The following is a 22,877-nucleotide window of genomic DNA, read 5'->3' on the forward strand; positions in this document are numbered from 1 at the left end:
TCAATTCATACGATAAGGGATGATACCATGCAGATCGGAGTGAGGAACATGGATATGAGATACCCCATAGGGCAATTTGAATGGGAGGGACAGTCGTCACCGGAACATAGGAATCACTGGATTCAAGAGATTGAGGGGATGCCTGGGAAACTGCGGACAGCCGTTCAAGGTTTGTCTGAGGAACAGCTTAACTTGGCCTATCGTGAGGGTGGGTGGACCATACGTCAGGTCGTTCATCATCTTGCAGACAGTCATATGAACTCTTATATGAGGTTTAAACTCGCTTTAACAGAAGACAATCCAACCATCAAACCGTATGACGAGCGGCTGTGGGCAGCGCTTCCGGATTCCGTGACGGTGGCTACTGAAGTATCTTTGGCCATGATTGAAGGCATACATACCAGATGGGTCGCTTTATTAAACAGTATGGACCATGAAGACTTTCTAAGAACGTTCTATCATCCCGAGAACCAGCGAACGACTCATCTTGAATACGCCACGGCCATGTATGCATGGCATGGGAATCATCACATAGCACATATTACTTCTGCAAGAGAACGGTTCAAAATATAGCGTGACAATACATATTACTCCGTCTTATGGCGGAGTTTTTGTATGCAATGATGTCGCAATATCAAAATCAACTGTCGCAATTTTACACTGTGAATCGGCTAATTCATGTGTTAGATTAATGGCATGATGTCTTAATATTAGATACTGAGGTGACCATAATGATTAGAATCGGAAAAATTAGTTATTGGCATGTGCACGCATGGGATTACACAAAACAGGCGCAGGAGCATCCGGATGCACAAATCGTAGCCGTATGGGATGAGAATCCGGAACGCGGTAAAAAAGCTGCGGAGCAGCAAGGAGTACCGTTCTTTGAATCCTTGGATGAAATGCTGCAAAGCGATATCGATGCTGTCATCGTGGATGCACCAACATCCATGCACAGAGAAGTGATGCTGAAAGCTGCGGCAGCCGGCAAGCACATTTTTACGGAGAAAGTAGTGGCCGCTACCCTTCAAGAGGTCAATGATATTATGAACGCGGTAAATGAGAATGAAGTCAAATTAACGGTATCACTCCCCCGTTTGAATGATGGTTACACCTTGGCGATCCGTGAACTGTTGCAAGAGGGACTACTGGGTACCGTAACACTCGTTCGTGTCCGCTTGTCTCATAACGGCGCAACGGCAGGCTGGCTGCCTGAGCATTTCTATGGTCTGGAGGAAACTCGTGGAGGAGCCCTCATTGATCTGGGTTGCCATCCTATGTATTTGACACGCCTGTTCCTGGGAGAAGAAGCGGTTGATGTTCATGCGAATTTTGGCTACATAACGGGTAAAGAGGTCGAAGATAACGCCGTTGCTACATTATCTACAGCTACGGGTGCTGTTGGTATTGTGGAGGCTGGTTTTGTTAATAACTTCTCGCCGTTTACGATTGAGATTCACGGTACAGACGGAACGATTCTCTATGGTACGCCAGACAGTAAACTTCTTATCCGCTCAACGAAGAAAGAAGAATACAAGGAAGCGTGGGTTGAACTGCCAGTACCAGCAAATCGTGCAAGTGCTTTTGAACAGTGGATCTCTCATATTCAGGAAAATACCGTTGCAGAGGAAAATATCGCATATGCGGTTGAATTAACGAAATTGATGGAGGCTTCCAACCGTTCGGCCAAGGAACATCGTGCGATTCGTTTGGATGAACTGCAAGCTTAAGTTACAAGGGTGATGTATCAGCATGAATAATCATTTTCCATATGAGTTTATGAAAGATCGGCAGGATGCCTTGGAGAGACTTGATCTGAGGATCTATTGGGGGCGTTATGAGATCCGGGTTCTTCGATTTCATCTCACCACCTTCCCTCCGGGGAAGATTGTGTCCTTCCATAAACATGCTGAATATGAGTTTCATTTCATACCGCGTGGCAAAGGGACCGTTATTATGGAAGAGAATCCCTATGCCTTGAGGGAAGGAATGTTTTATTTAACGGGTCCGAATGTTCTCCATTATCAGGAAGCGGACGCAGCAGAGCCCATGGACGAATTATGTCTGCATGTGGACATTATTCCGCATGACGTAACACCCGATGATCCGGATCGTCTGTTATGGCCGGCTGCGGATCCTTGGGAGATGGCGGAGGCTGACGACTGCATGGAAAAGCTCAGGGGGCTGCCGCTGAAGCCGTCGATGGATATCCATCGGGCGATGCCTTATTTTCTGGAGGCTTACCAAGCTTCTCAGGAAAAATATCCGGGTCTGTACACAACGATCAAGCAGTGCATTATTCAGATACTGCTGCGTGCCGTACGCGCGTATGAATCCGAGCCATCCGAAGCGGAGTTGCCTTCACGAGACATGAAGGCTTACCGCTATCAATTGGCACTGGAGTATATCCATGCGAATTCCTCGGGTGAGGTCGTTCTGGATGATGTCGCGGAGAAATTGCATATCAGTTCCAGGCAGCTGCAGCGGATATTCAAGGAGCAAGCGGCTGGGCAATCCTTCAGTGAAATTCTTGAACACGTCCGTTTAGAAGCGGTGTGCCGGAAATTAATCGATACCAATTGGTCTATTGATAAAATCGCGATTCACGAAGGCTTCTCGAGCGGCAGTTATTTGCATACCGTGTTTCGAAAGAGATACGGCTATACGCCAACAACATATCGGGCAATGAATGTGAATTTGTAGGGGGAGTATCACATATGGGCAAAAGCATTCGAATTGGAATTATTGGAAGCGGTGGCATTGCAGGAGAGCATGCAAAGTACTACAAACAAATTGAAGACGTACAGATTGTCGCTGTAGCGGATATTTTACCAGGAAGAGCAGATCAGTTCATTGAGCGTTGGGGACTTCAGGGGGCAATAGGATTTGACGATCACCGCAGGCTCCTTGATCTGGATTTGGATGGTGTGAGTATCTGTACGCCAAATGTTGCTCATCACAGAACAACGATCGATGCGCTCTCAGCCGGCAAACATGTCATGCTCGAGAAGCCGATGTCGGTCACCTTGGATGAAGCTATCGAGATGGTTCAAATCTCGAAGAAGACCGGGAATATACTCAATGTGGGCTTTCAACCGCGCTATGACCCGAACATGGGAATCATTAAGAATCTGATCCAGAATGGTGAGCTCGGCAAGGTGTATTATGTGGAAACGGGAGGCGGCCGCCGCCGTGGGATGCCGGGTGGAACCTTTATCCGTCAGGAAATTGCCGGAGCAGGTGCCATGGCGGACATCGGTTGCTATTCCTTGGATATGGCATTGAATGCGCTTGGATATCCAAAGCCGTTAACGGTATCGGCCTATACCTCTAATCACTTCGGAACGAATCCGAAATACCACTCGGAATCCGGTGCGTTTAACGTGGAGGACTTCGGCGTTGCCATCATTCGGTTCGAAGGCGACATCGTATTGAACTTTAAGACGTCCTGGGCTATGCATATGGATACCTTGGGAGCAACCATGTTCCTTGGAACGGATGCGGGCATGAAGATTACGCCGGCTGGATCAGGACCCTGGAGTGGCGTATGGGATGGGAAAGTAGGCTCAATCTCCTTATTCCATGACATTCAAGGGCATCATACCGAAAGCGCAATTCCGTTGATCAGCCACCAGCTTAACGTATTCGAAGAGAAAATCAAAGATTTCGTAAGCGCCGTGCGCGAAGGCAAGCCAGCACCGATACCCGGAGAGCAGGTGCTTCGGAATCAAGCAATCCTGGACGGCATTCTGCGCTCTTCCCAGAGCAAAAAAGAAGTGGATATCCACATCCCGGAATTGGATTAGTGGCAGTTCAGCCGCGTATACTGCGCGGCTTTTTTGTTGTCATCATAACGGTAAATTTCCAGATCTACGCTTCCAATTTCCATATGGATATGATAGTATGGAACAGAACATTTGTTCTTTATTTGAGGATAATTACAATTTTAATTTTACAATATCCATGACATGAAGGATGGTGCAGGGCATGATGACTGAGCGATATTCAGAAATCGACGAGGTAATCGCTTATATTCACAAGAATATTTACGAACCGCTTCCCTTGTCATTACTGGCGGGTTACATTGGATACAGTCCTTATCATTTCTCTCGTATATTCAAGGATCGGATCGGACTGCCGCCCCTGTATTATGTCTCATCACTTCGTCTGGAGAAAGCCAAGGATTTACTGCTGCACACTCACCTCAGCATCCGGGATATCGCCTTGGAGATTGGGCAGCAAAGCCTGGGTACATTTACGACCCGCTTCTCCGAGAGAGTGGGTGTAACCCCCTCCCAGTTTCGGAACTCCATGGAGGAGGCGGACAAGCATTTGTTATCTTTGCAGAGTCTGAACGACTGGCGAGAATCCATGCCGATTCAGAATCCCAACTTAACGGTTGAGGGAACGATAGAAGCAACAGCCCCATTTCAGGGAGTTATTTTGATAGGCTTATTTGCCAAGCCCATTCCAGAAGGATTTCCTCTATATGGAACACTGCTTCCGTCTGTTGGCTCATTTCGATTTACCGACGTAAGCCCGGGCACATATTATCTGATGGCTACTTCTGTGCCATGGGGTATGCAGGCAGTTGACTTCTTGCTTCCGCAATCCACCACCTTGCGTACCCGTTCAAGGGAACCGATCATCGTTACATCCAACTCGAAGACCCGGCATCTCCAAGTGACTCTGCATGTTCCCCGGTTAGATGACCCACCGATTCTGATTTCCTTGCCATTATTAATGAACCATTTCCTTAAGCGGGTTGCTCCCATGTTACGATAATTATGATGATCTTCAGCTTTGACTCAGGATTCTCAGAGGGAAGCTGGAGTGATGGCAGCAGCCAGCCATCATGCGTATTGCGTTGACAATTGCGTTCTGATTCAGGATACTTAAGTCAGACCGAACCGCTCTAGCCATATATTAAGCAAAGCACGAAGATTTGAGGTGGCATCTGTGATTATTGTAAGCTCTTGTTTAGCCGGTTTGAAGGTTCGTTATAACGCTACGGACAGCCTGGATACCCATATTCAACTGTTAGTGGAAGCGAAGAAAGCGGTAACCGTATGCCCGGAACTTCTTGGCGGATTCTCAACTCCGCGTGAGCCAGCAGAGATCATCGGCGGTAACGGTGATGACGTCCTGTCAGGAAGTGCCAGAGTAATAGAATGGTCCGGCAGAGATGTGACGGAGATGTATATACAGGGTGCATATCAGGCTCTTCGAACGGCACAAAAGCTCGGAGCACTGCTTATCGTTCTGAAGGAGAACAGCCCCTCCTGCGGCAGCGCAATGATCTATAATGGAGAATTTGCCAATGTGAAGCAAGCCGGTTATGGCGTAACAACAGCTCTTCTGCGCAGGGAAGGATATACCGTTATTTCTGAGCACGAGCTCAGCGTGTATGCAGCACAGCCGGAATACTCCGCTCTGTTTGCTGAAAGATAAATACAAGGTATTTCGTCATGGTCATATAATTATGTTAGAATCATCATACCGACTGTGATCATTGTCGTGATTCTTTATATTGGAGGGAACTATGGAACTCATAAATCAAGCAGAAGTCCAACAAATGATTGATAAATTGAAGGATCAGGATTTATATATTCATCTTGAGATGACAACAGGCGCCTATGCTGCCCATCACGATAGCACAAAGCACCCTGCTGCCAATTTTATTACAAATGCAAGTATTCGTTATACCGCTGGTTCAATATCCGGCAACGGTCCTTACCGGGTTGGTTTAAAAATGAATCAAGGCTGGATATATACCGAAGGACTTACCCATTTTGAACAGGCTGATACCGATAGACTTATCATGGCGGGCCATGATAGTCAGGGGAAGCTGGTTGTTGCTTTGCAGCTGAGCCGGGAGCCTTTTTAATAGAGAGAGGAGATGAGGAACGATGGAGCAAAACATACTGGTCGTATTGCCGCATCCGGATGACGAAGCCTTTGGTTTATCCGGTACGTTGGCTAAATATATTATAGAAGGTGCTCATGTCACCTATGCTTGCCTGACACTCGGAGAGATGGGCCGCAACATGGGGATACCTCCGTTTGCTAACCGGATCACGCTTCCGACTATTCGTAGAGCAGAGTTAGAGGAATCGTGCAAAGCCATAGGCATACAAGACCTGCGATTGCTGGGTTTCCATGATAAAACGATTGAATTCGAGGATCAGCCTAAGCTGGATGGTGTGATTGCAGCCCTGATTCAGGAGATACAACCTTCACTTGTATTCACATTCTATCCTGGCTATAGTGTTCATCCCGATCATGATGCCACGGGTGCAGCTGTAGTTCGTACGATTCAGCGGATGCCTGCTGGGGAAAGACCTGTGGTTCAGTGTCTGGCATTCTCCAAAAATTGTGAGCAGGAGCTTGGCAAACCGGATGTTTATCAGGACGTATCTATGTTTATGGTCCAGAAGCTGAATTCCATTCAAGCCCATCGTTCCCAATTCCAGGCTGCAGAGCTGCTGGGTAAAAAGCAGCTGAAGGCAAAAGAAGTCGAGGACCGCTTCGGGACTGAACGTTTCTGGACGTATACCTTTGAATAAGAATCCTATGAATAGATGGATATCAATAGAAGAGCCACCGCGGTGGCTCTTTTTTCTATGCCAATACGAGCGAAGGTTCACTTTATTATTGGTGTGCTGTAAAGAGAGGTTATGTAGCCAAGAGTGTTGATGAATTAAGGACTGGTAATCGATAAGGGGTAGAGAGTTCCTTTCATGCAGAAGGAGGTTCTTCCTGTTTCTTCAGATACGACGAGAACCAAAGCATCGCTAATCTCGGATAAACCTATAGCCGCACGATGCCTAGTGCCAAGCTTTCGATCACCATAAGTTTTTGCAGTTAATGGAAGCACATTCGCAGCAGAGATAATCATTTCTTTGCGAACGAGAACGGCCCCGTCATGCAGCGGACTACCCGGAACGAATATGGATTCCAGCAGCGGGCTCGTGATTTCCGCAGATAAGGGGATGCCGGGTGTTATTAGAGAATCGAGAGGATCTTCCCGCTGAATCACAATCAACGCTCCCAGATTTTTTTGACTGAGATGATATATGGATTTGGCGATTTCCTGGTACTTGCTTGTGAAAGGGAAGAGAAAACAATTGAGATAATACGTGGATGAAATCGCCTCGGCTTCCAAAAATTTAGTGCGTACAAGATCCAATTCATTAAGCAGACAGGAGCTGTTCTGGTCCAGATTGACAATGACATTCTCTATATGCTTTTTGATGTCAATAAGCTGGTTTTTCAGCTTGCGCTTAAGCGGCGTGAAATTGCAGTCATGAATTTGCATCCTCTATCTTCCTCCTTATCCTTCGTATCATTACCAATCCGACACAGCGATATTCTGCCTGCATCGCGAAGTTCTTAAATCGCAAAAAGTCCTTTATCATCGATTTATCAGTAAAACTGATAAATGCTATAAGAACATTGTAATTGACCGGTCCGGTAAGCTGTGATAGGTTCAGAGGAGCAATAAAATTAATTGTATCGTAATAGTAGGAATTAATAATGTGCGCTTTTGAGAGGTGGATATGGTTGGAACTTCAAGTAACGAACAGTCCTTTTAATCAGGAACAGGTAGAATTACTGAACCGGCTGTTGCCGACACTGACGGATTCCCAGCGGTCCTGGCTCAGCGGATATATCGCCGCTATCCAGGGAACGGCAGCCGCTTCAGTTGCAACAGCACCACAAGCAAACACAGCAGCAATACCGGTTCCCGCAGCGCTGGCACCTAAAGAAGTGACCGTATTATACGGATCTCAGACTGGCAATGGTCATGGATTATCGAAGAAGTTATCGAAGAAGCTTGAAGAGGTTGGTCTAGTGGTTACAATGTCCTCAATGAGCGACTTCAAGCCGAACAATCTGAAGAAGCTGCAGAATCTCCTTATTATTGTGAGTACGCATGGCGAAGGCGAACCGCCGGATAACGCCATTCCTTTCTATGAGTTCCTGCACAGCAAACGGGCACCTCAAGTAGAGAGTCTTCAATATTCCGTACTGGCGCTGGGGGATACCTCGTATGAATTTTTCTGCCAAACGGGTAAAGATTTCGACAAGCGGCTCGAAGAATTGGGCGGCAAGCGGCTGACGCCAAGAGTGGATTGCGACGTGGATTTTGATGAATCGGCCGCTGAATGGATGAACCAGGTTCTTCAATCGCTGAATGAGGCTGGAGCAGGATCGTCCGTTGTTGAAAGCGTGAGTGCGGTAGCCCTGAGCGATAGCACGGAATCGGAATTTTCAAGAAGCAATCCATTTCAAGCGGAAATCCTCGAGAATTTGAATTTGAACGGAAGAGGATCTGACCGTGAAACACGTCATATCGAAATTTCTCTTGAAGGTTCAAATTTGCAGTATGAGCCGGGCGATAGCTTAGGAATCTATCCGGAAAATCATCCGCAGCTTGTCGATGATCTTATCGCTGCTATGGGATGGAATGCTGATGAAGTGGTCGTCATTAATAAACATGGTGAAGCGCGAGCACTTCGGGATGCCTTGCTCCGTCACTACGAAATTACCGTTCTCACGAAACCTCTGATTGAGCAAGTGGTTAAGATCTCAGGGAATGAAGGGCTTCGGAAGCTTCTGGAACCAGGGCATGAGCAGGAATTGCGCACCTATATCGAGGAACGGGATTTGCTCGACCTGGTACAGGATTATGGTCTGCAGCAAGTGGCAGCAAGTGATTTTGTATCGATATTACGAAAAATCCCTGCTCGTCTGTACTCAATTGCCAGCAGCTCCAAGGCCTTCCCCGATGAAGTCCATGTAACCGTTCGTACGGTTCGGTACGAGGCACATGGCCGAGATCGTTACGGTGTATGTTCCGTACAATTGGCGGAACGGCTGGAAGCTGGAGACACACTTCCGGTGTATGTTCAACACAATCCGAACTTTAAGCTGCCCAAGAATCCGGACACCCCGATCATCATGATCGGTCCTGGTACAGGGGTTGCTCCATTCAGAGCTTTCCTCGGTGAGCGCGAAGAGACAGGTGCAGGAGGGAAATCCTGGTTGTTCTACGGTGACCAGCATTTCTCAACAGACTTTCTCTATCAGATCGAATGGCAGCGCTGGTTAAAGGATGGGGTGTTGACACAGATGGATGTTGCCTTCTCGCGAGATACGGACAAGAAAGTATATGTACAGCACCGTATGCTGGAGAGGAGCAAGGAATTGTATCAATGGCTTCAGAACGGCGCGTGTGTATACGTCTGCGGTGACGAGAAAAAGATGGCGCATGATGTGCATTCCGCACTGGGGGCAATTCTTGAGCAAGAAGGCGGGATGAGTCCAGAGGAAGCTGCGGAATACTTGGGCCACATGCAGCAAGAGAAACGTTACCAGCGGGATGTATATTAAGGCAATTCCCATGGTTGCGAGAGGAGAAAAGGAATATGTCTGATAATAACTTATTATCATCTAATAGCGCACCTCATAGTGATGTGGAGGACATCAAGCGTCGAAGCAACTATCTGCGCGGCAGTCTTGTAGAAACGCTGGAAGATCGTATAACCGGATCGATTCCGGAAGATGATAACCGGCTGATGAAATTCCATGGCAGCTACATGCAGGATGACCGGGATTTACGCAATGAGAGACATAAGCAGAAGCTGGAGCCTGCATACCAGTTCATGCTGCGTGTTCGCGCTGCCGGCGGTGTGGTGACTCCTGAGCAATGGCTTATGATGGATCGCGTTGCGCAGAAGTACGCAAACGGGTCAATTCGGTTGACAACACGCCAGTCGTTTCAGCTTCATGGTGTGCTCAAATGGAACATGAAGACTACCATTCAAGAGGTTAATGAAGCACTCCTTAGTACATTAGCAGCCTGCGGCGACGTCAACCGTAACGTTATGTGTAACCCTAACCCGTACCAATCCGAGATTCATTCGGAGGTGTACGAGTGGGCACGCAAAGTGAGTGATCATCTGGATCCGCGCTCTCGTGCCTATCATGAGATCTGGCTTGATGGTGAGAAGATCGTGGATAGTCTGCAGGATGCCGAGGAACAGGAGCCGATCTACGGCCCGGTGTATCTCCCTCGGAAATTCAAAATTGGGATGGCTGTGCCACCTTCCAATGATGTGGATGTATACTCCCAGGATCTTGGTTTCATTGCGATTGTTGAGAACGGAGAGTTGAAGGGCTTCAACATATCTGTTGGCGGTGGGATGGGGATGACACACGGTGATCCGCTGACCTACCCTCAAGTGGCAAAAGTCATTGGTTTCTGCAAACCGGAGCAAATCATTGACTTGGCGGAGAAGACCGTTATGATCCAGCGTGATTACGGGGACCGGGCGGTTCGTAAACATGCTAGATTCAAATATACGATCGATGACCGAGGGATCGATTGGTTCGTAAGCGAACTTAGCGAGCGGCTTGGCTGGAAGCTGGAAGAGGAAAGACCTTTTCATTTTGACCATAACGGTGATCGCTACGGATGGGTAAAAGGCAGTAACGGAAAATGGCATTTTACACTTTTCATCCAAAGCGGACGCGTTAAAGACGAGGCAGATTATCTGCTGATGACAGGTCTTCGTGAAATTGCCCAAATCCATAATGGCGATTTCCGTCTGACGGCCAATCAGAATCTGATCATTGCCAATGTCAGCAGCCATAAGAAGAAAAAGATCGAGGAGCTTATCAAGCGTTACGGACTCACAGACGGAAATCATTACTCCGCTCTGCGAAGAAACTCCATGGCATGCGTATCTTTGCCGACTTGTGGTCTGGCTATGGCTGAATCCGAGCGATATCTTCCAACGCTATTGGATAAGATTGATCCGATTCTGGAGGAGAATGGGCTGCGCGAAGAGGATATCGTCATTCGTATGACAGGATGCCCGAACGGATGTGCTAGACCGATGCTGGCTGAGATCGCCTTTATCGGCAAGGCACCGGGCAAATACAATATGTACTTGGGTGGAGGTTTCTCCGGGCACCGCTTAAACAAGCTCTTCAAGGAAAACATCGGTGAAACCGAGATTTTGGATTCGCTTCGCCCGATGATCACACAGTATGCACAAGAGCGAGAGAAAGGCGAGCACTTTGGTGACTTTGTCATTCGCGCAGGCTATGTGAAGGAAGTATTGGATGGACAGCAGTTTCACGCATAACATGATATGTAACGAGACATATAGGGATTCAGAGGATAACTGTGAATAAACACGACAGACCGGAGCTCTCCGAGAGGAGGGACTTCGGTTTTTTATTTTTGCTCAAGCGTGGAGATGCTGGATTAAGTCGATTCACGCCAAGAGCCACCTCAGCGTGAGGTGGCTCTGATCATCATTGTACGAGACTATTTGTGGCGTTCCTGCTTTTTTTAAACAAAGGGATCAGCAGAGCGGAGCCTATCAGAAACAGGAGGGCACTTGCTGAGAATACGGTGAATAAGGAAAACTGATTTTTCAGTAATCCGCCAAGCGACATGCCAATGACCATCATGCCCATGAAGATCGGTGTCAGAGCGCCGCCTACGCGTCCGATGTATGCATTCTCGGTATTCTTCAGAATGAGCGTGTTGATGCCGATGTGAATGGTGGGATAGAAGAAACCATTTACTACCTGCAACAGCAGAGTGAAGAGAATGCTCGTAGACCAGCCGATGCCGAGGTTGCCCAGTGCGCTGACGGTAAGGCCAAGCGCCAGCAAGGATTGCGGCGATATTCTTTTGGCTAACACCATAACGAAGCCCCCGCCAAGCAGCATCGCAGCACCGTTCGCGGTTAGCAGCCATTGCAGGAAAGATTTATCCTGCCCGAGATTCTCAATCGTGACAAACAGCATCATGGGCTGAATAAGTCCGGCAGCGAGACCGGCGGCAGCGAAGGTTGTAGCCAGCGTCCGCAAGGCGCGGTTATTCCACACATAGCGCAGCCCTTCAATAGCTTCCTGCAAGAGGCTCCGTTGTTCAGACTTTGATTCTTTCTCTTGATCTCTCGGCAGCCACGCCAGGATCAGAGCGGAACCCAGGAATAATACACCTGTTGCGATAAGGGATGCTTCAATCCCAAACTTCTGATACACGAATGCTCCTGCTATGGGGCCGATCACCATAAAGAAGGCCATTAAGGATTGGAATATAGCCATGACGGATTGGAGTTGATGTTCCGGCACATGCTGTTTGAACAATTTCATAGCCGAGGGTTGGGAGAACTGTGACATGATGGCTGAGAATAGCGTAACGACCAGCAGCGCCTGCCATGAGTTATTGTGGACAGCAATCAGTACGAGAAAAACGGAAACGGCTGACAACACATCGGCACCGATCATGGTTCGTTTAGGTTGCCACCGGTCTGCAAATGTACCACCAATGAAAGCGAACAGGAAGATGGGGGCAAATTCGGCTACCGATATGAGGGATACAAACCAAGGATCATTGTTGGTTATGTCGGTGACATATAACAGAATCGCAAAGTTACGAACCCAAATGCCAAGATTTAAAAGAACGCGTGACAAAATAATCGTTCGGACATACGGGTTGTTAAGAAGCATAATGAGGATTCTCCTTTCGTGACTCGTGTGAAACGGAGTCATAATTGATTATTTAATAAACGAATATGCATTAAGTTTATTAAATATATAGACATATTAATATTATATCTATAAATAATCAATACAAATTTATTTTTTGTCTACAGTATGCAATTAAAAACAGGCACATTCTGCTTGTATTTATGAGCCGATTATATCCTTGAATAGACGAGATTGTTTTTTGTTTGAGATTTACTCTAAATGTGCTCTTAACCTTGTTCATGCTACTTAATAGAGATATAATGGACAAGGGTATTTATTGAATACCGGCTACAGATTCAATAATGAAAGCGAGCGGAAATATATGGGCCGTAAATGGAATAATATTAAAGAAAAAAAAGCATCCAAGGATGCGAATACGAGTCGCGTCTACGCTAAGTTTGGTGTTGAGATTTATGTGGCAGCCAAGAAGGGTGAACCGGATCCGGAGTCGAACCGTGCGCTCAAGGTCGTGCTTGAGCGCGCGAAAACATACAATGTGCCAAAAGCCATTATCGACCGTGCTCTGGAAAAAGCGAAGGGCAGCGGAGACGAGAATTATGTGGAGCTTCGTTACGAAGGATTTGGTCCGAACGGTTCGATGATCATTGTTGACGCGTTGACCAATAACGTCAATCGTACGGCACCGGAAGTGCGTTCTGCCTTTAACAAGAACAGCGGTAACATGGGCGTCAGCGGCTCTGTATCTTATATGTTCGATCCAACGGCCGTGTTCGGCGTTGAAGGTAAGACATCGGAAGAGGTCATGGATCTGCTGCTTGAAGCAGATGTGGATGTACGTGACATCCTTGAAGAGGAAGATGCTGTAATCGTGTATGCTGAGCCGGACCAGTTCCATGCGGTACAGGAGGCTTTTAAGGCTGCAGGGGTTACGGAGTTTACGGTGTCAGAGCTGACGATGCTGGCACAGAACTTTGTTACACTGCCAGGTGATGCTGAGGCGCAATTCGAGAAGCTGATCGATGCGCTGGAAGATCTGGAGGATGTGCAACAGGTATACCATAACGTAGAGTTTGAAGAATAGAAGAACTCGATCCATGTATGTACACAAAAAACCATCGTATTCAGCACTTCTGAACACGATGGTTTTTGCGTTATAGCGCAGATTATCCTTTTATAGGTGATTCGAACGGCAGCGTAATGTCAGGTTGAACAACAATGACTTCCGCTGAAGTGATAGCAGGGATTGATTTCGTCATGATAAGGGAGTGGTAAGCTACAATCTTTGTGCCGGGCTTCAGTTTCTCATAAGGGCTGAGACCGATTATTTGGGTGTCCTTGGATATGTTGAGAATGATATCGTTATCCGTGGATTGATCTGAACCCACATTAATGTACAGGTGATCCTGGGTAGTGCGTTCAGATGCAGTTATTGTGCCTTCAACTCTTGGTGCTGAAGCATCGGATACAACGATTTTATCGGCATGCGGCAGCGCAGGGTAAATGACGGGCACGTATTGTGCTTCAATCCGCCGACCCTCGTTCAGCACATCAGATGTTAAAGGCTTACCTTGTGCATCCACGATCTGCGTGTCCCCATCGATGGCGAGCACCACGTATTCATATCCGTCAGGATTCGATGGTTGGCCGCTAATCGAAATTCTGCCATCTGTTTTCTCCGTAAGGATACCGTTAATGCCGGCCTCGGTTTCCTGCTCGTCATTGGCGGAATCCGTGTTCACCAGAATATAGTTTGTAGAGGATTGAGGAGGGAAACTTAACGCAACATACGGACCGTAGAAGGAACGAACGGTCATGCCGGCTTTCAGGTCACTTGCTTTCAGTGTCTTTCCATTTTGATCGATAATGGTCGTTTTGGGATCCGGATGAAGCCAAATGGTCTCTGCGTTGTCACCGTACACGTTGCTTCCTTCTACAAGAAAACCTCGTTCGTTTATTTCGGAGATGGTCCCGTCTATAGCGGCAAAGTCATGGTCCGAGACAATGATGGTAAGTGCAGCTCCTTGAGCCGGGAGGCTTTTGGTGATATTCGGGCTATAGAAAGCTTTAATGGCTTTGTTTTTATCTACGATGGTCTGAAGCTGGACTTTATTTCCCTGTGCATCCACGATTTTAGTATTTTTGGAGATGGAAAGCTTGATTTCACGTTGATCGGTAGCAGCCAAGCCGCGGCCGGTAACCGTAATCGATTTGCCTGTTTTGTCATTTACATAATCCGTAATGTAACCCAGGGTTCCAGGCACACGCTTCACCTGATTCACATTGCTGCCTTGTTCCGAATGGATGGAAGCAGGAGGAGCGCCCTGTGCACTTGCTGCGATCGGCAGTGCGGTCATGGCGAGTATCGTAGTGGTTGTTAGTACTTTGTAGATTTTGTTCATTGTTGGTATCCTCCAAATAAAAGATTATCCTAACGAGCCAGGATACAGCCAAGCGATATTTCAATTGGTAAATTGTACATGCTGCACCACTATAGACGGGAGAAGGTCTCAAAGGTTGCACAGCTGCTGAAAAATCGTTCTGTAATTCCAACGGTCAAGTCCAGATAGACTAAAAAACCGCCCGAAGATAAGGCTTCGGGCGGTCTAATGGCTTATTAAGCTGCAGTCTTAGTTTCTTCTTGTTTAGGAGTGCGAATCAGCATTGCCAGCACCGTAATGATAGCTGTAAATACGAAAATCAAATTAAATCCATGCTGAATGCCAAAAGCATCCGATATTTCACCGATCAAGAGTCCGACTACCGCGCCTCCGAGACCGGATGCAACATAGATAACGCCTTGCAGTGATCCGGCTTGCTTCGTCAGCTTGGAGGCGATGCCTTGAGCCGTCGGGAACAACACGGACAGGGCAAGTCCGAACAGCATCATTAAATAACTGGCATTCACAACCAGCAGACGGCCGAGAATCAAGGCGAGAAGGGCGAATACGGAGAAGCCGATCAAGGTGCGTCTCTCACCAAGCTTGTAGATGATGAACCCGCCTACAAAACGTCCAATGGTAAAGAGAAATGCAAAGCTGGCGATGATATAGGCTGCGGTTGAAGCTTTTTGCGCTGCATCCATCCCGGCAATGTCCAGCGACGTATAGAAAATCGGGAAGAAATTCAGGAAGCCGGCTTCCGCTGCAACATAGAACAGAATGAACAGAATGACATATAAGATTTGCCGGTCTTTAAACAACCTCGCGACAGACATTAAGCTGACTTTATCTTGCCCTTCAGTTGCAGCTCTCTGTTCGGGTTTAAACATCATGAGTGCAGCCAGAATGATGGCAATCACGACGGCTACACCAATGTAGAAGGCGCGCCAGCTGATGTTATGAGAGAAAATCGCGTTCAGAACGAGCGGAGTAACAATCATTCCAACTCCGAACAGTGCATTGGCGAGGTTAAACACCACTCCGGACCGTTCCTTGAAATAGGTCGGAATCAATGTCGCAACCGAAACGGTCATGGACCCGATACCGACACCCACGATCAGATAGAATCCGAGAAAGAAGGCAACGGTATAAGCGGAGCCGGTACCAATTAAACCAATGATCATCAGAATGGTTCCGAGGGTCATAACCGCCTTGATTCCCTTGCGGTCGGCAAATATGCCGGCGACCAGACTGGCTAACAAAAATCCCACCTGAAAGACGGATACCATGATACCGACTTGACTGAGATCCAGATTGATATCCGTCTGAACTTTCTCAAGGATGAGACCCTTGGTGTTCTGAATTCCGCCGAGGACAAACATGGTGGCAAAGATGAGAAAGTAAATGATCGGACGCTGTATTTTTTGCATGTTAGTTCATTCCTTTCTCTCGATAGGTCTGTAAAGCCTCAAACAACTCGTCAGCCGCCCAGCCGTAACAGTAATACAACAGCTCATCTGCTGCGCTGTTCTCACCGGCTTGTACCGCTTCAATCAGATTCTGCGGCGAAATGTTCCACATCTGGATTCCGCTATAGATACGTGTATTGGGGTCGGACAGGCTGCGAACCTTGTTATTCTGATCCGCGACGAATTGAATAGGGAACCCTTCCTGCTTGAACATCTCATACGTCAGATCATAGGGAAGCGCAAAGAATCTTTTGAAGGCCTGGAATGCTTGTTCCTGCTCATCGGCGGTATGCGCCAAGTAATGAATCAAACCCTGTACATCGGCCCCGCCGCCCAGCTTATGGTAAGGAAAATGTTTCAATGCAGGTGAGCATTTGGTGATGCTCGCATAATCCTGGCCAAGCATCCAACTGTAAGCGGGTGGCCAGAGGTCCAGCCACAGCGTAAAGTCCTCGTTTACAGTTCTTACGCGTTCGATGAGACGTTCCACAAAGCCGGTTACACTCTGTTGTCGAAATGCGATCCATTCTTGAATCAGCGCATTGTTTTCCGCAAACGTGACGGCGTCATCGAATTTCTTCTCTGCGAAGAGCGTGATCCATTGACGCAGGTTATTCTTGAGCGCGCTTACATCAATGTGCTGTTCCTTCATTTTTCTCTCACAATGCGGACAGAAGCAGGTTAACAATCCTCTTGGATTCACTTCCTCTCCGCCCCAATCGGGATACCGGATCCGGTCGATCATGTAGGTGGTATAACCGTAACGTTTGCGGAGGTCAATCAGTGCTTGTTCCCAGAAGTCGATGACATCCGGCGCATTGGGACAGAGCCAGTGCGGAATGACTTGTCCATCCAGATCCGTAACCAGATTATGAGCAAGCAGAGGGCCTTCGAAATGACCATTCAGAATATTGAGCCATGGGATGATCTCGTAATGTTCCTCCTGAAGCGATTCCTTAATGATCATCAGGGGATCCTGTTCATCGCTAAGGCCGGGTTCTCTTCGCTGATCAAGCCCTTGATAGGAGGGGAGGATAGCATGCATGGTTCCTGTACCGAACACGACTTCATGTACGGCATTCCTTGGCAGGTTGCCAACAGGGTTCGGATTTCGTTCGAAGATGGTATTCACCTCCGGGAAGATATAGCGTACATCCTTCAGCTTGCGGATATACGACATGATCTGCGGCATACCTTCATCTAAAATATCATGCGGGTGCAGTTGAATTCCTGACATTGCTGATCACGCTCCTGTTAGTAGAGTTGTTTGTCTTTCATATATTGAAGTGAGGGATAAGCTTGCTTCAGCCCTAGAATGGCTATACCCTGGAGAGCCGACTGATGCTGCAAGGTCGAAATCTCGATGGCTACATTGGTTACATTCGAAGTATGAAGACCCACTTTAGCAGTCAGACTCTGGAGTGAGAGCGACTCGGTTACGCCGCCCATGAGCAGGATTTTCTCCGGATTCAGCAGGGATATAATATTCAGGATGCCCATCGCGAGATGCTCCTCAAATCGGGATACAAGATGTCTTGCCTGAATATCTCCTTGCAGAGCCATTTCGAATACTTCTTGTGCTGTGAGGTTCTTATGAAACATACCGTGTGCTGCAGCCTCCAAACCAGAACCGGAACATATGATTTCAAAATGTCCCTTGCCTGAAGGAGCATACAATTGGTGCTGCTGGAACAGCATGTAACCAATCTCGCCGGCTGCGTTCCGCGCACCGCGTATCACTTTGCCATCTATCAGAATGGCGGACCCGAGTCCGGTTCCAATTCCAATCAGTACGGCAGAGTTCAGATCCTGAAGCGCCCCGGCATACATCTCGCCAATAAGTGCGGCACGGACATCATTCTCAACTGTGACGGGAACATGAAATACGTTATGAAAGTACCGGCCAAGATCGATGTTCTTCCATTCCGGCAAGTTAGGCGAGCCTTCGAGAACCATGCCGCTGGAAGGATCAACGATTCCTGGAGTGGCTATACTGATGAAGGCAAGGCGGGTTTCCGGCTGCCCGGATTGTTTAATGAATTCTTTGATATCGGCCGTCATATGCTCCAAAAATTCTTGACTTGTCTGGTGTTGATACGTAGCTACCGTATGCTTCGCAGTGCATTCGCCTGCCAGATTGAATAGTCCAAAATGGAGTGTGGTCCCGCCGAGATCAACGGCGATGCCGAAGGCAGCATGTTTGGCAAAATGAAGTCTCGTGCCGCGTTTGCTTAAATCAGCGTCATCCTTCTCGTCGTAGATCAATTTCTCTTCAATAAGTGTCTTGACGATATCCGATACGGTGGCTTTGGTAATTCCGGTCTGTTTGGCAATTTCGGTCCGGGCAATAGGCCCCATATCTTTAATGGTATTAAGCACAATCTCTTTGTTCATTCTGCGGATCGTGCTGGGCAGATGTACTTCCATTGGACGTGATCACTTCCTTTTTAGTATCAACGTTTGTTGTTCTATTAAGTTTACTATATAAACTTAAATGGTGTGAAAAAGTACTCATAAACAAATTATTTATAGATTCGGATATTGTTAATCTCTTTATAAGTTTATATTATATCCTTAATGAAAACGATGTCAATGGAAATTAGTAAACAATAATTGGATGAAGATATGCTGAAGGATGCATAATCCCTAATTGATAGTTATTCTGATAACATATAATTATGGAATGAAGCAATGAATGAAGTAGATGGGAGTGGCAGCATGAAGAGAATGAAGCTGGAGCAATGGATGGATATCTGCAAGCTTATGAACGATAATTTGGGGCTGCCTATGCATTATTGTAATCCACATCGGAGAATTGAATACTCCTTAATGCCTGCCGGAATATCATCACAGGGCCAGAAGGAGCTTCAGGAGCGAATGATACAGCTGATCTCGAGTTCCCATCGTGGCGAAGTTCAGGGTCCATACATGCTGGGCACATCCCTGTTGGAAAATTTTATCGAAACACGAATCGAAGAAAATGGCGTTTATATGGGAAGTTTGATAGCCGGTCCGAGCATTTATTCACGCATCCGGAAGGATATGCTGGTTGGCTTGGCGCGTGATCATCGGATCACGGATAGAGATGCGCTTGAGCGTTATTACGATAGGCTTGTAATCATGGATAAGAAGAAGCTTCTTCATGCCGCAGCCATGCTGCACTACCTGGTTTATCACACCCGGATCGATATTACGGACGTCATGCAGCATAATCACGGGGGATCGCGATATCAGGGTCTGGGCGAAAATATAGATATTCAGGTCTCGGAGCAGCGGATCAATGTCTCCTTTCACCATGATCCGATCTATGAGAAGGAGCTGATGCAGCTTGTTACCGATGGACGTCCGGAGGAACTTGTGAACAAGTTGGAGCTCATTCAGACGACGGAGGGGATAGGAACGCTGTCCAGGACAAGCCATGTTCGGCATCAGAAGAATCTAAGCATCGTGGGGATAGCGCTGATGACACGTGCAGCGGTGGAAGGTGGCTTGCATCCAGAGATTGCGTATACGATGAGTGACCTGTATATTCAGCAAATGGAGGAGATGACGGATGCAAACGAAGTGAATACGGCACTTCAGCAGGCGACTTACGATTTTGCAAACCGGGTGAAGGAATGTAAAGAGGGTGATTTCTCGAAAGCCGTCGTGAAGTGCAAACAGTATATTTTTAACCATCTATATGAGGATGTCTCCCTACAGCAGCTGTCTCGCTCAGTGCATATGAATTCCAGTTATCTGTCCAGACGGTTCAAACAGGAAACCGGGGTGTCTATTAGTGAATATATACAAGGGCAGCGCATTGAGGAGGCAAAAAAATTGCTGGTCCTGACTGATCTGCCTATATCGGTGATTTATGCCCGGCTGAACTATCATGATCAAAGCTACTTTACGAAGGTATTCAGGAAGCTGACAGGCGTAACCCCTAAACAGTACCGTGAAGGCCGCAGGTTAAAGAGTACGCATTCAGGCGAGGATGACCCAATATAGTCTGCAATTATCATGATTGCGCTTTATAAAGAAAAGAAAATACCAAGATTCCAATGAAATTACAATAAAATTAGGAGCAACCTTCATATAATAGGGTCAGCATTGAAAACTGTTTAATGTGGAGGCTGACGATATGAGTGAACAACGTGATATAGAGAAGATCATCAATCAGATGACATTGGAAGAAAAAGCGGGAATGTGCAGCGGGCTTGACTTCTGGAACCTAAAAGGGATGGAGCGTCTGGGCATTCCATCGATTATGGTGACAGATGGACCGCATGGACTGCGCAAACAACGGCAGGGTGCTGATCATCTCGGCATATTCGACAGCGTTCCTTCCACGTGTTTTCCTTCCGCCGCCGGACTTGCCAGCTCGTGGGACAGAGAATTGATCCGGCAAGTGGGTGTAGCGCTGGGAGAAGAATGTCAGGCAGAGGACGTTGCTGTATTGCTTGGACCTGGTGCGAACATTAAACGCTCCCCTGTGTGCGGAAGAAACTTTGAGTACTTCTCGGAAGATCCTTATCTTTCGTCGGAGCTCGCTGCGAGCCATATTCAGGGGGTTCAAAGCCAGGGCGTGGGTACGTCGCTCAAGCATTTTGCCGCTAATAACCAGGAGCATCGGCGGATGACAACGGATGCAGTCATTGATGAGCGTACACTGCGGGAGATTTATCTGGCCAGCTTCGAAGGAGCCGTCAAGAAAGCGAAGCCATGGACGGTGATGTGTTCCTACAATCAGGTGAATGGTACTTATGCTTCGGAGAATCCAAGATTATTAACGGAAATTTTGAAGGATGAATGGGGCCATGAAGGGTTTGTGGTATCGGACTGGGGCGCTGTCAATCAGCGGGACGATGCGCTTGCAGCGGGGATGGAGCTCGAAATGCCTTCCAGCAATGGACTTGGAGAACGTAAAGTTATCGATGCCGTGCAGAGCGGGAAGCTGACAGAAGAAGCGCTGGATTGTGCCGTTGCCCGTATTTTGCGAATTATTTTCATGGCGATTGATCATAAAAAAGAAAAGGCAGTCTATGACCAAAAAGAGCATCACGCCTTAGCGAGAAAAGTTGCTGGCGAGAGCATGGTGCTCCTCCAGAACGAGGACCAGCTGCTGCCTCTTGGGCAAGACAGCAAGATTGCCGTCATTGGCGCGTTTGCTAAAACACCGCGATTCCAGGGAGGCGGCAGCTCCCATATCAATCCGACTCAGCTTGACACGCCTTATGAGGAAATCGTTGCACTGTCCGGACACGTGTCGAACGTGACCTATGCGCAGGGCTATCAGCTGGAGAATGACGCCGTGGATGAGACCCTCATCCATGAAGCGTTGCAGGCTGCACGCCAGGGGCAAGTGGCCGTGGTCATAGCCGGTCTGCCGGATCGTTATGAATCTGAGGGTTATGACCGCACACATCTTTCCCTTCCGGCGAATCAGACTCAACTGATTGATGCGATTGCGGAAGTGCAGAATAATGTCGTGGTGGTGCTGCTCAACGGCTCGCCCGTAGAAATGCCCTGGCTTCATCGAGTGAAAGCTGTAATTGAAGGCTATCTCGGTGGGCAGGCTGTCGGCGGAGCGATCGCTGATGTGCTGTTCGGGAAGAAGAACCCGTCCGGCAAGCTCGCAGAGACCTTCCCCGTTAAACTGAGTGACAACCCCTCGTTTCTGAACTTTCCTGGCGAAGGGGACCGAGTAGAATATAAAGAAGGGATTTTTGTTGGATATCGTTATTACGACAAAAAAGAAATGAAGACACTGTTCCCTTTCGGCCATGGGTTAAGTTATACCACCTTTGAGTATAGCAATTTAAAGTTCAGTCGAACGGAGCTGACGGATAACGAAACGGTGGAAGTGAGCGTAACGGTCACCAATACCGGTCATCTCGCGGGCAAAGAAATCGTGCAGCTCTATGTTCGGGATGTCGAGAGCTTAGTGATCCGTCCTGAGAAGGAGCTGAAGGGGTTCGCCAAGGTCGACCTTGAGCCAGGCGAGCATAAGACGGTTAGTATTACACTGGATAAACGATCCTTTGCCTATTACAATGTTGAACTGAAGGATTGGCATGTGGAATCGGGAGATTTCGAAGTGCTCATAGGCAAATCTTCGCAGGAGATTGTGCTGAAGGATACACTGCAGGTGCAGTCTACAGTGAGATTGGAACAGCAATATACACTGAATTCGACCATCGGAGAACTGTTAAGTGATCCTGTGACCGCGGAAACCACGGGCCAATTGCTGAAGAAATTCCAAGAAGCCAGTCCCATGTCGGGCATGGCGGAAGACGATTCCCATTCCGAATTGTTTGCAGCCATGATGAAGGATATGCCGCTTCGTAATCTCCTGGCCTTTGGGGGCGGGGCAGTGAAAGAGGAAACACTGCTTCAGCTGCTGGATGGATTGAATCGACGATGAAACTTCATGTCATTTTAATGTAAAAATCTCCTTTTTGAATCAATATGAAGGAATTTCATTCTTCTTATCGAACATACACAGAGTAATCTGTACACATAAGAAAGA

General features: G+C 47.6%; 19 protein-coding genes. 13 read left to right on the forward strand and 6 right to left on the reverse strand.

Annotated elements, in window-relative coordinates; translation table 11 throughout:
• Positions 1 to 48: 48 nt before the first annotated feature.
• From WDY75_RS14100 to bshB2, 8 genes are all read left to right on the forward strand, one after another.
• Positions 49 to 573 carry a YfiT family bacillithiol transferase gene (locus WDY75_RS14100; protein WP_269148283.1) on the forward strand — a complete coding sequence of 175 codons (525 nt, stop codon included), beginning with the start codon at positions 49 to 51 and terminating at the stop codon, positions 571 to 573.
• A 158-nt stretch (positions 574 to 731) separates the two neighbouring features.
• A complete protein-coding gene (locus WDY75_RS14105) occupies positions 732 to 1,730 on the forward strand; it encodes a Gfo/Idh/MocA family protein (RefSeq protein WP_063480588.1) in 999 nt (332 codons plus the stop codon).
• Between the two features lie 22 nt (positions 1,731 to 1,752).
• Entirely contained in the window at positions 1,753 to 2,703 is a 951-nt protein-coding gene (locus tag WDY75_RS14110; protein WP_063480589.1) for an AraC family transcriptional regulator, read from the forward strand.
• A gap of 14 nt (positions 2,704 to 2,717) precedes the next feature.
• Positions 2,718 to 3,806 carry a Gfo/Idh/MocA family protein gene (locus WDY75_RS14115; protein ID WP_006210591.1) on the forward strand — a complete coding sequence of 363 codons (1,089 nt, stop codon included), beginning with the start codon at positions 2,718 to 2,720 and terminating at the stop codon, positions 3,804 to 3,806.
• A gap of 181 nt (positions 3,807 to 3,987) precedes the next feature.
• Positions 3,988 to 4,785: a helix-turn-helix transcriptional regulator gene (locus tag WDY75_RS14120; protein WP_051449095.1), complete on the forward strand. Its 798-nt coding sequence runs from the start codon at positions 3,988 to 3,990 to the stop codon at positions 4,783 to 4,785.
• 174 nt (positions 4,786 to 4,959) lie between these two features.
• Positions 4,960 to 5,451 carry a DUF523 domain-containing protein gene (locus WDY75_RS14125; RefSeq protein WP_063480590.1) on the forward strand — a complete coding sequence of 164 codons (492 nt, stop codon included), beginning with the start codon at positions 4,960 to 4,962 and terminating at the stop codon, positions 5,449 to 5,451.
• Between the two features lie 91 nt (positions 5,452 to 5,542).
• Positions 5,543 to 5,887 (forward strand): YojF family protein, encoded by a 345-nt coding sequence (locus WDY75_RS14130; protein ID WP_006210588.1) that lies wholly within the window; start codon positions 5,543 to 5,545, stop codon positions 5,885 to 5,887.
• Positions 5,888 to 5,909: 22 nt separating this feature from the next.
• Entirely contained in the window at positions 5,910 to 6,566 is a 657-nt protein-coding gene (gene bshB2, locus WDY75_RS14135; RefSeq protein ID WP_006210587.1) for a bacillithiol biosynthesis deacetylase BshB2, read from the forward strand.
• A gap of 134 nt (positions 6,567 to 6,700) precedes the next feature.
• Here the strand turns inward: bshB2 and cdaS are convergent, their stop codons facing one another.
• Positions 6,701 to 7,318 (reverse strand): sporulation-specific diadenylate cyclase CdaS, encoded by a 618-nt coding sequence (cdaS, locus tag WDY75_RS14140; RefSeq protein ID WP_063480591.1) that lies wholly within the window; start codon positions 7,316 to 7,318, stop codon positions 6,701 to 6,703.
• Between the two features lie 245 nt (positions 7,319 to 7,563).
• Here cdaS and WDY75_RS14145 point away from each other — a divergent pair, with 245 nt between their 5' ends.
• Together WDY75_RS14145 and cysI are read left to right on the forward strand one after the other, a co-directional pair.
• Complete coding sequence (locus WDY75_RS14145; RefSeq protein ID WP_063480592.1) at positions 7,564 to 9,396, forward strand: assimilatory sulfite reductase (NADPH) flavoprotein subunit; 1,833 nt, start codon at positions 7,564 to 7,566, stop codon at positions 9,394 to 9,396.
• 35 nt (positions 9,397 to 9,431) lie between these two features.
• Positions 9,432 to 11,156, forward strand: coding sequence for an assimilatory sulfite reductase (NADPH) hemoprotein subunit (gene cysI, locus WDY75_RS14150; protein ID WP_063480593.1), 1,725 nt, complete (start codon positions 9,432 to 9,434; stop codon positions 11,154 to 11,156).
• A gap of 172 nt (positions 11,157 to 11,328) precedes the next feature.
• Here cysI and WDY75_RS14155 read toward each other — a convergent pair whose 3' ends face one another.
• Positions 11,329 to 12,537 (reverse strand): MFS transporter, encoded by a 1,209-nt coding sequence (locus tag WDY75_RS14155; RefSeq protein ID WP_063480594.1) that lies wholly within the window; start codon positions 12,535 to 12,537, stop codon positions 11,329 to 11,331.
• A gap of 343 nt (positions 12,538 to 12,880) precedes the next feature.
• Between WDY75_RS14155 and WDY75_RS14160 the strand changes: the two genes are divergently transcribed.
• Positions 12,881 to 13,600 (forward strand): YebC/PmpR family DNA-binding transcriptional regulator, encoded by a 720-nt coding sequence (locus WDY75_RS14160; protein ID WP_063480762.1) that lies wholly within the window; start codon positions 12,881 to 12,883, stop codon positions 13,598 to 13,600.
• 82 nt (positions 13,601 to 13,682) lie between these two features.
• On the opposite strand, the gene WDY75_RS14165 is transcribed toward WDY75_RS14160, so the two are convergent.
• From WDY75_RS14165 to WDY75_RS14180, 4 genes are all read right to left on the reverse strand, one after another.
• Positions 13,683 to 14,918 carry a hypothetical protein gene (locus WDY75_RS14165; protein ID WP_063480595.1) on the reverse strand — a complete coding sequence of 412 codons (1,236 nt, stop codon included), beginning with the start codon at positions 14,916 to 14,918 and terminating at the stop codon, positions 13,683 to 13,685.
• Between the two features lie 215 nt (positions 14,919 to 15,133).
• Positions 15,134 to 16,327: a sugar MFS transporter gene (locus WDY75_RS14170; RefSeq protein ID WP_036637317.1), complete on the reverse strand. Its 1,194-nt coding sequence runs from the start codon at positions 16,325 to 16,327 to the stop codon at positions 15,134 to 15,136.
• Position 16,328: 1 nt separating this feature from the next.
• Positions 16,329 to 17,603, reverse strand: a complete 1,275-nt coding sequence (locus WDY75_RS14175) for a hypothetical protein (protein WP_063480596.1) — start codon at positions 17,601 to 17,603, stop codon at positions 16,329 to 16,331.
• Positions 17,604 to 17,620: 17 nt separating this feature from the next.
• Complete coding sequence (locus tag WDY75_RS14180; protein ID WP_063480597.1) at positions 17,621 to 18,793, reverse strand: ROK family transcriptional regulator; 1,173 nt, start codon at positions 18,791 to 18,793, stop codon at positions 17,621 to 17,623.
• Positions 18,794 to 19,084: 291 nt separating this feature from the next.
• Between WDY75_RS14180 and WDY75_RS14185 the strand changes: the two genes are divergently transcribed.
• On the forward strand, positions 19,085 to 20,356 hold the full coding sequence (locus WDY75_RS14185; protein ID WP_063480598.1) for a helix-turn-helix domain-containing protein: 1,272 nt from the start codon (positions 19,085 to 19,087) through the stop codon (positions 20,354 to 20,356).
• 133 nt (positions 20,357 to 20,489) lie between these two features.
• Positions 20,490 to 22,772 carry a glycoside hydrolase family 3 C-terminal domain-containing protein gene (locus tag WDY75_RS14190; protein ID WP_063480599.1) on the forward strand — a complete coding sequence of 761 codons (2,283 nt, stop codon included), beginning with the start codon at positions 20,490 to 20,492 and terminating at the stop codon, positions 22,770 to 22,772.
• Positions 22,773 to 22,877: the final 105 nt, after the last annotated feature.

It is taken from the genome of Paenibacillus glucanolyticus (genome assembly GCF_037333485.1).
In the GTDB taxonomy this organism is placed as follows: domain Bacteria; phylum Bacillota; class Bacilli; order Paenibacillales; family Paenibacillaceae; genus Paenibacillus_AQ; species Paenibacillus_AQ glucanolyticus.

What these genes read in the sequence shown, in the direction of transcription:
- WDY75_RS14190 (WP_063480599.1), top strand. Translation starts at nt 20,490, where the DNA reads ATGAGTGAACAACGTGATATAGAGAAGATCATCAATCAGATGACATTG.
- WDY75_RS14120 (WP_051449095.1), top strand. Translation starts at nt 3,988, where the DNA reads ATGATGACTGAGCGATATTCAGAAATCGACGAGGTAATCGCTTATATT.
- WDY75_RS14130 (WP_006210588.1), top strand. Translation starts at nt 5,543, where the DNA reads ATGGAACTCATAAATCAAGCAGAAGTCCAACAAATGATTGATAAATTG.
- bshB2 (WP_006210587.1), top strand. Translation starts at nt 5,910, where the DNA reads ATGGAGCAAAACATACTGGTCGTATTGCCGCATCCGGATGACGAAGCC.
- cysI (WP_063480593.1), top strand. Translation starts at nt 9,432, where the DNA reads ATGTCTGATAATAACTTATTATCATCTAATAGCGCACCTCATAGTGAT.
- WDY75_RS14170 (WP_036637317.1), bottom strand. Translation starts at nt 16,327, where the DNA reads ATGCAAAAAATACAGCGTCCGATCATTTACTTTCTCATCTTTGCCACC.
- WDY75_RS14185 (WP_063480598.1), top strand. Translation starts at nt 19,085, where the DNA reads ATGAAGAGAATGAAGCTGGAGCAATGGATGGATATCTGCAAGCTTATG.
- WDY75_RS14100 (WP_269148283.1), top strand. Translation starts at nt 49, where the DNA reads ATGGATATGAGATACCCCATAGGGCAATTTGAATGGGAGGGACAGTCG.
- WDY75_RS14105 (WP_063480588.1), top strand. Translation starts at nt 732, where the DNA reads ATGATTAGAATCGGAAAAATTAGTTATTGGCATGTGCACGCATGGGAT.
- WDY75_RS14175 (WP_063480596.1), bottom strand. Translation starts at nt 17,603, where the DNA reads ATGTCAGGAATTCAACTGCACCCGCATGATATTTTAGATGAAGGTATG.
- WDY75_RS14110 (WP_063480589.1), top strand. Translation starts at nt 1,753, where the DNA reads ATGAATAATCATTTTCCATATGAGTTTATGAAAGATCGGCAGGATGCC.
- WDY75_RS14165 (WP_063480595.1), bottom strand. Translation starts at nt 14,918, where the DNA reads ATGAACAAAATCTACAAAGTACTAACAACCACTACGATACTCGCCATG.
- WDY75_RS14180 (WP_063480597.1), bottom strand. Translation starts at nt 18,793, where the DNA reads ATGGAAGTACATCTGCCCAGCACGATCCGCAGAATGAACAAAGAGATT.
- WDY75_RS14155 (WP_063480594.1), bottom strand. Translation starts at nt 12,537, where the DNA reads ATGCTTCTTAACAACCCGTATGTCCGAACGATTATTTTGTCACGCGTT.
- WDY75_RS14160 (WP_063480762.1), top strand. Translation starts at nt 12,881, where the DNA reads ATGGGCCGTAAATGGAATAATATTAAAGAAAAAAAAGCATCCAAGGAT.
- WDY75_RS14115 (WP_006210591.1), top strand. Translation starts at nt 2,718, where the DNA reads ATGGGCAAAAGCATTCGAATTGGAATTATTGGAAGCGGTGGCATTGCA.
- cdaS (WP_063480591.1), bottom strand. Translation starts at nt 7,318, where the DNA reads ATGCAAATTCATGACTGCAATTTCACGCCGCTTAAGCGCAAGCTGAAA.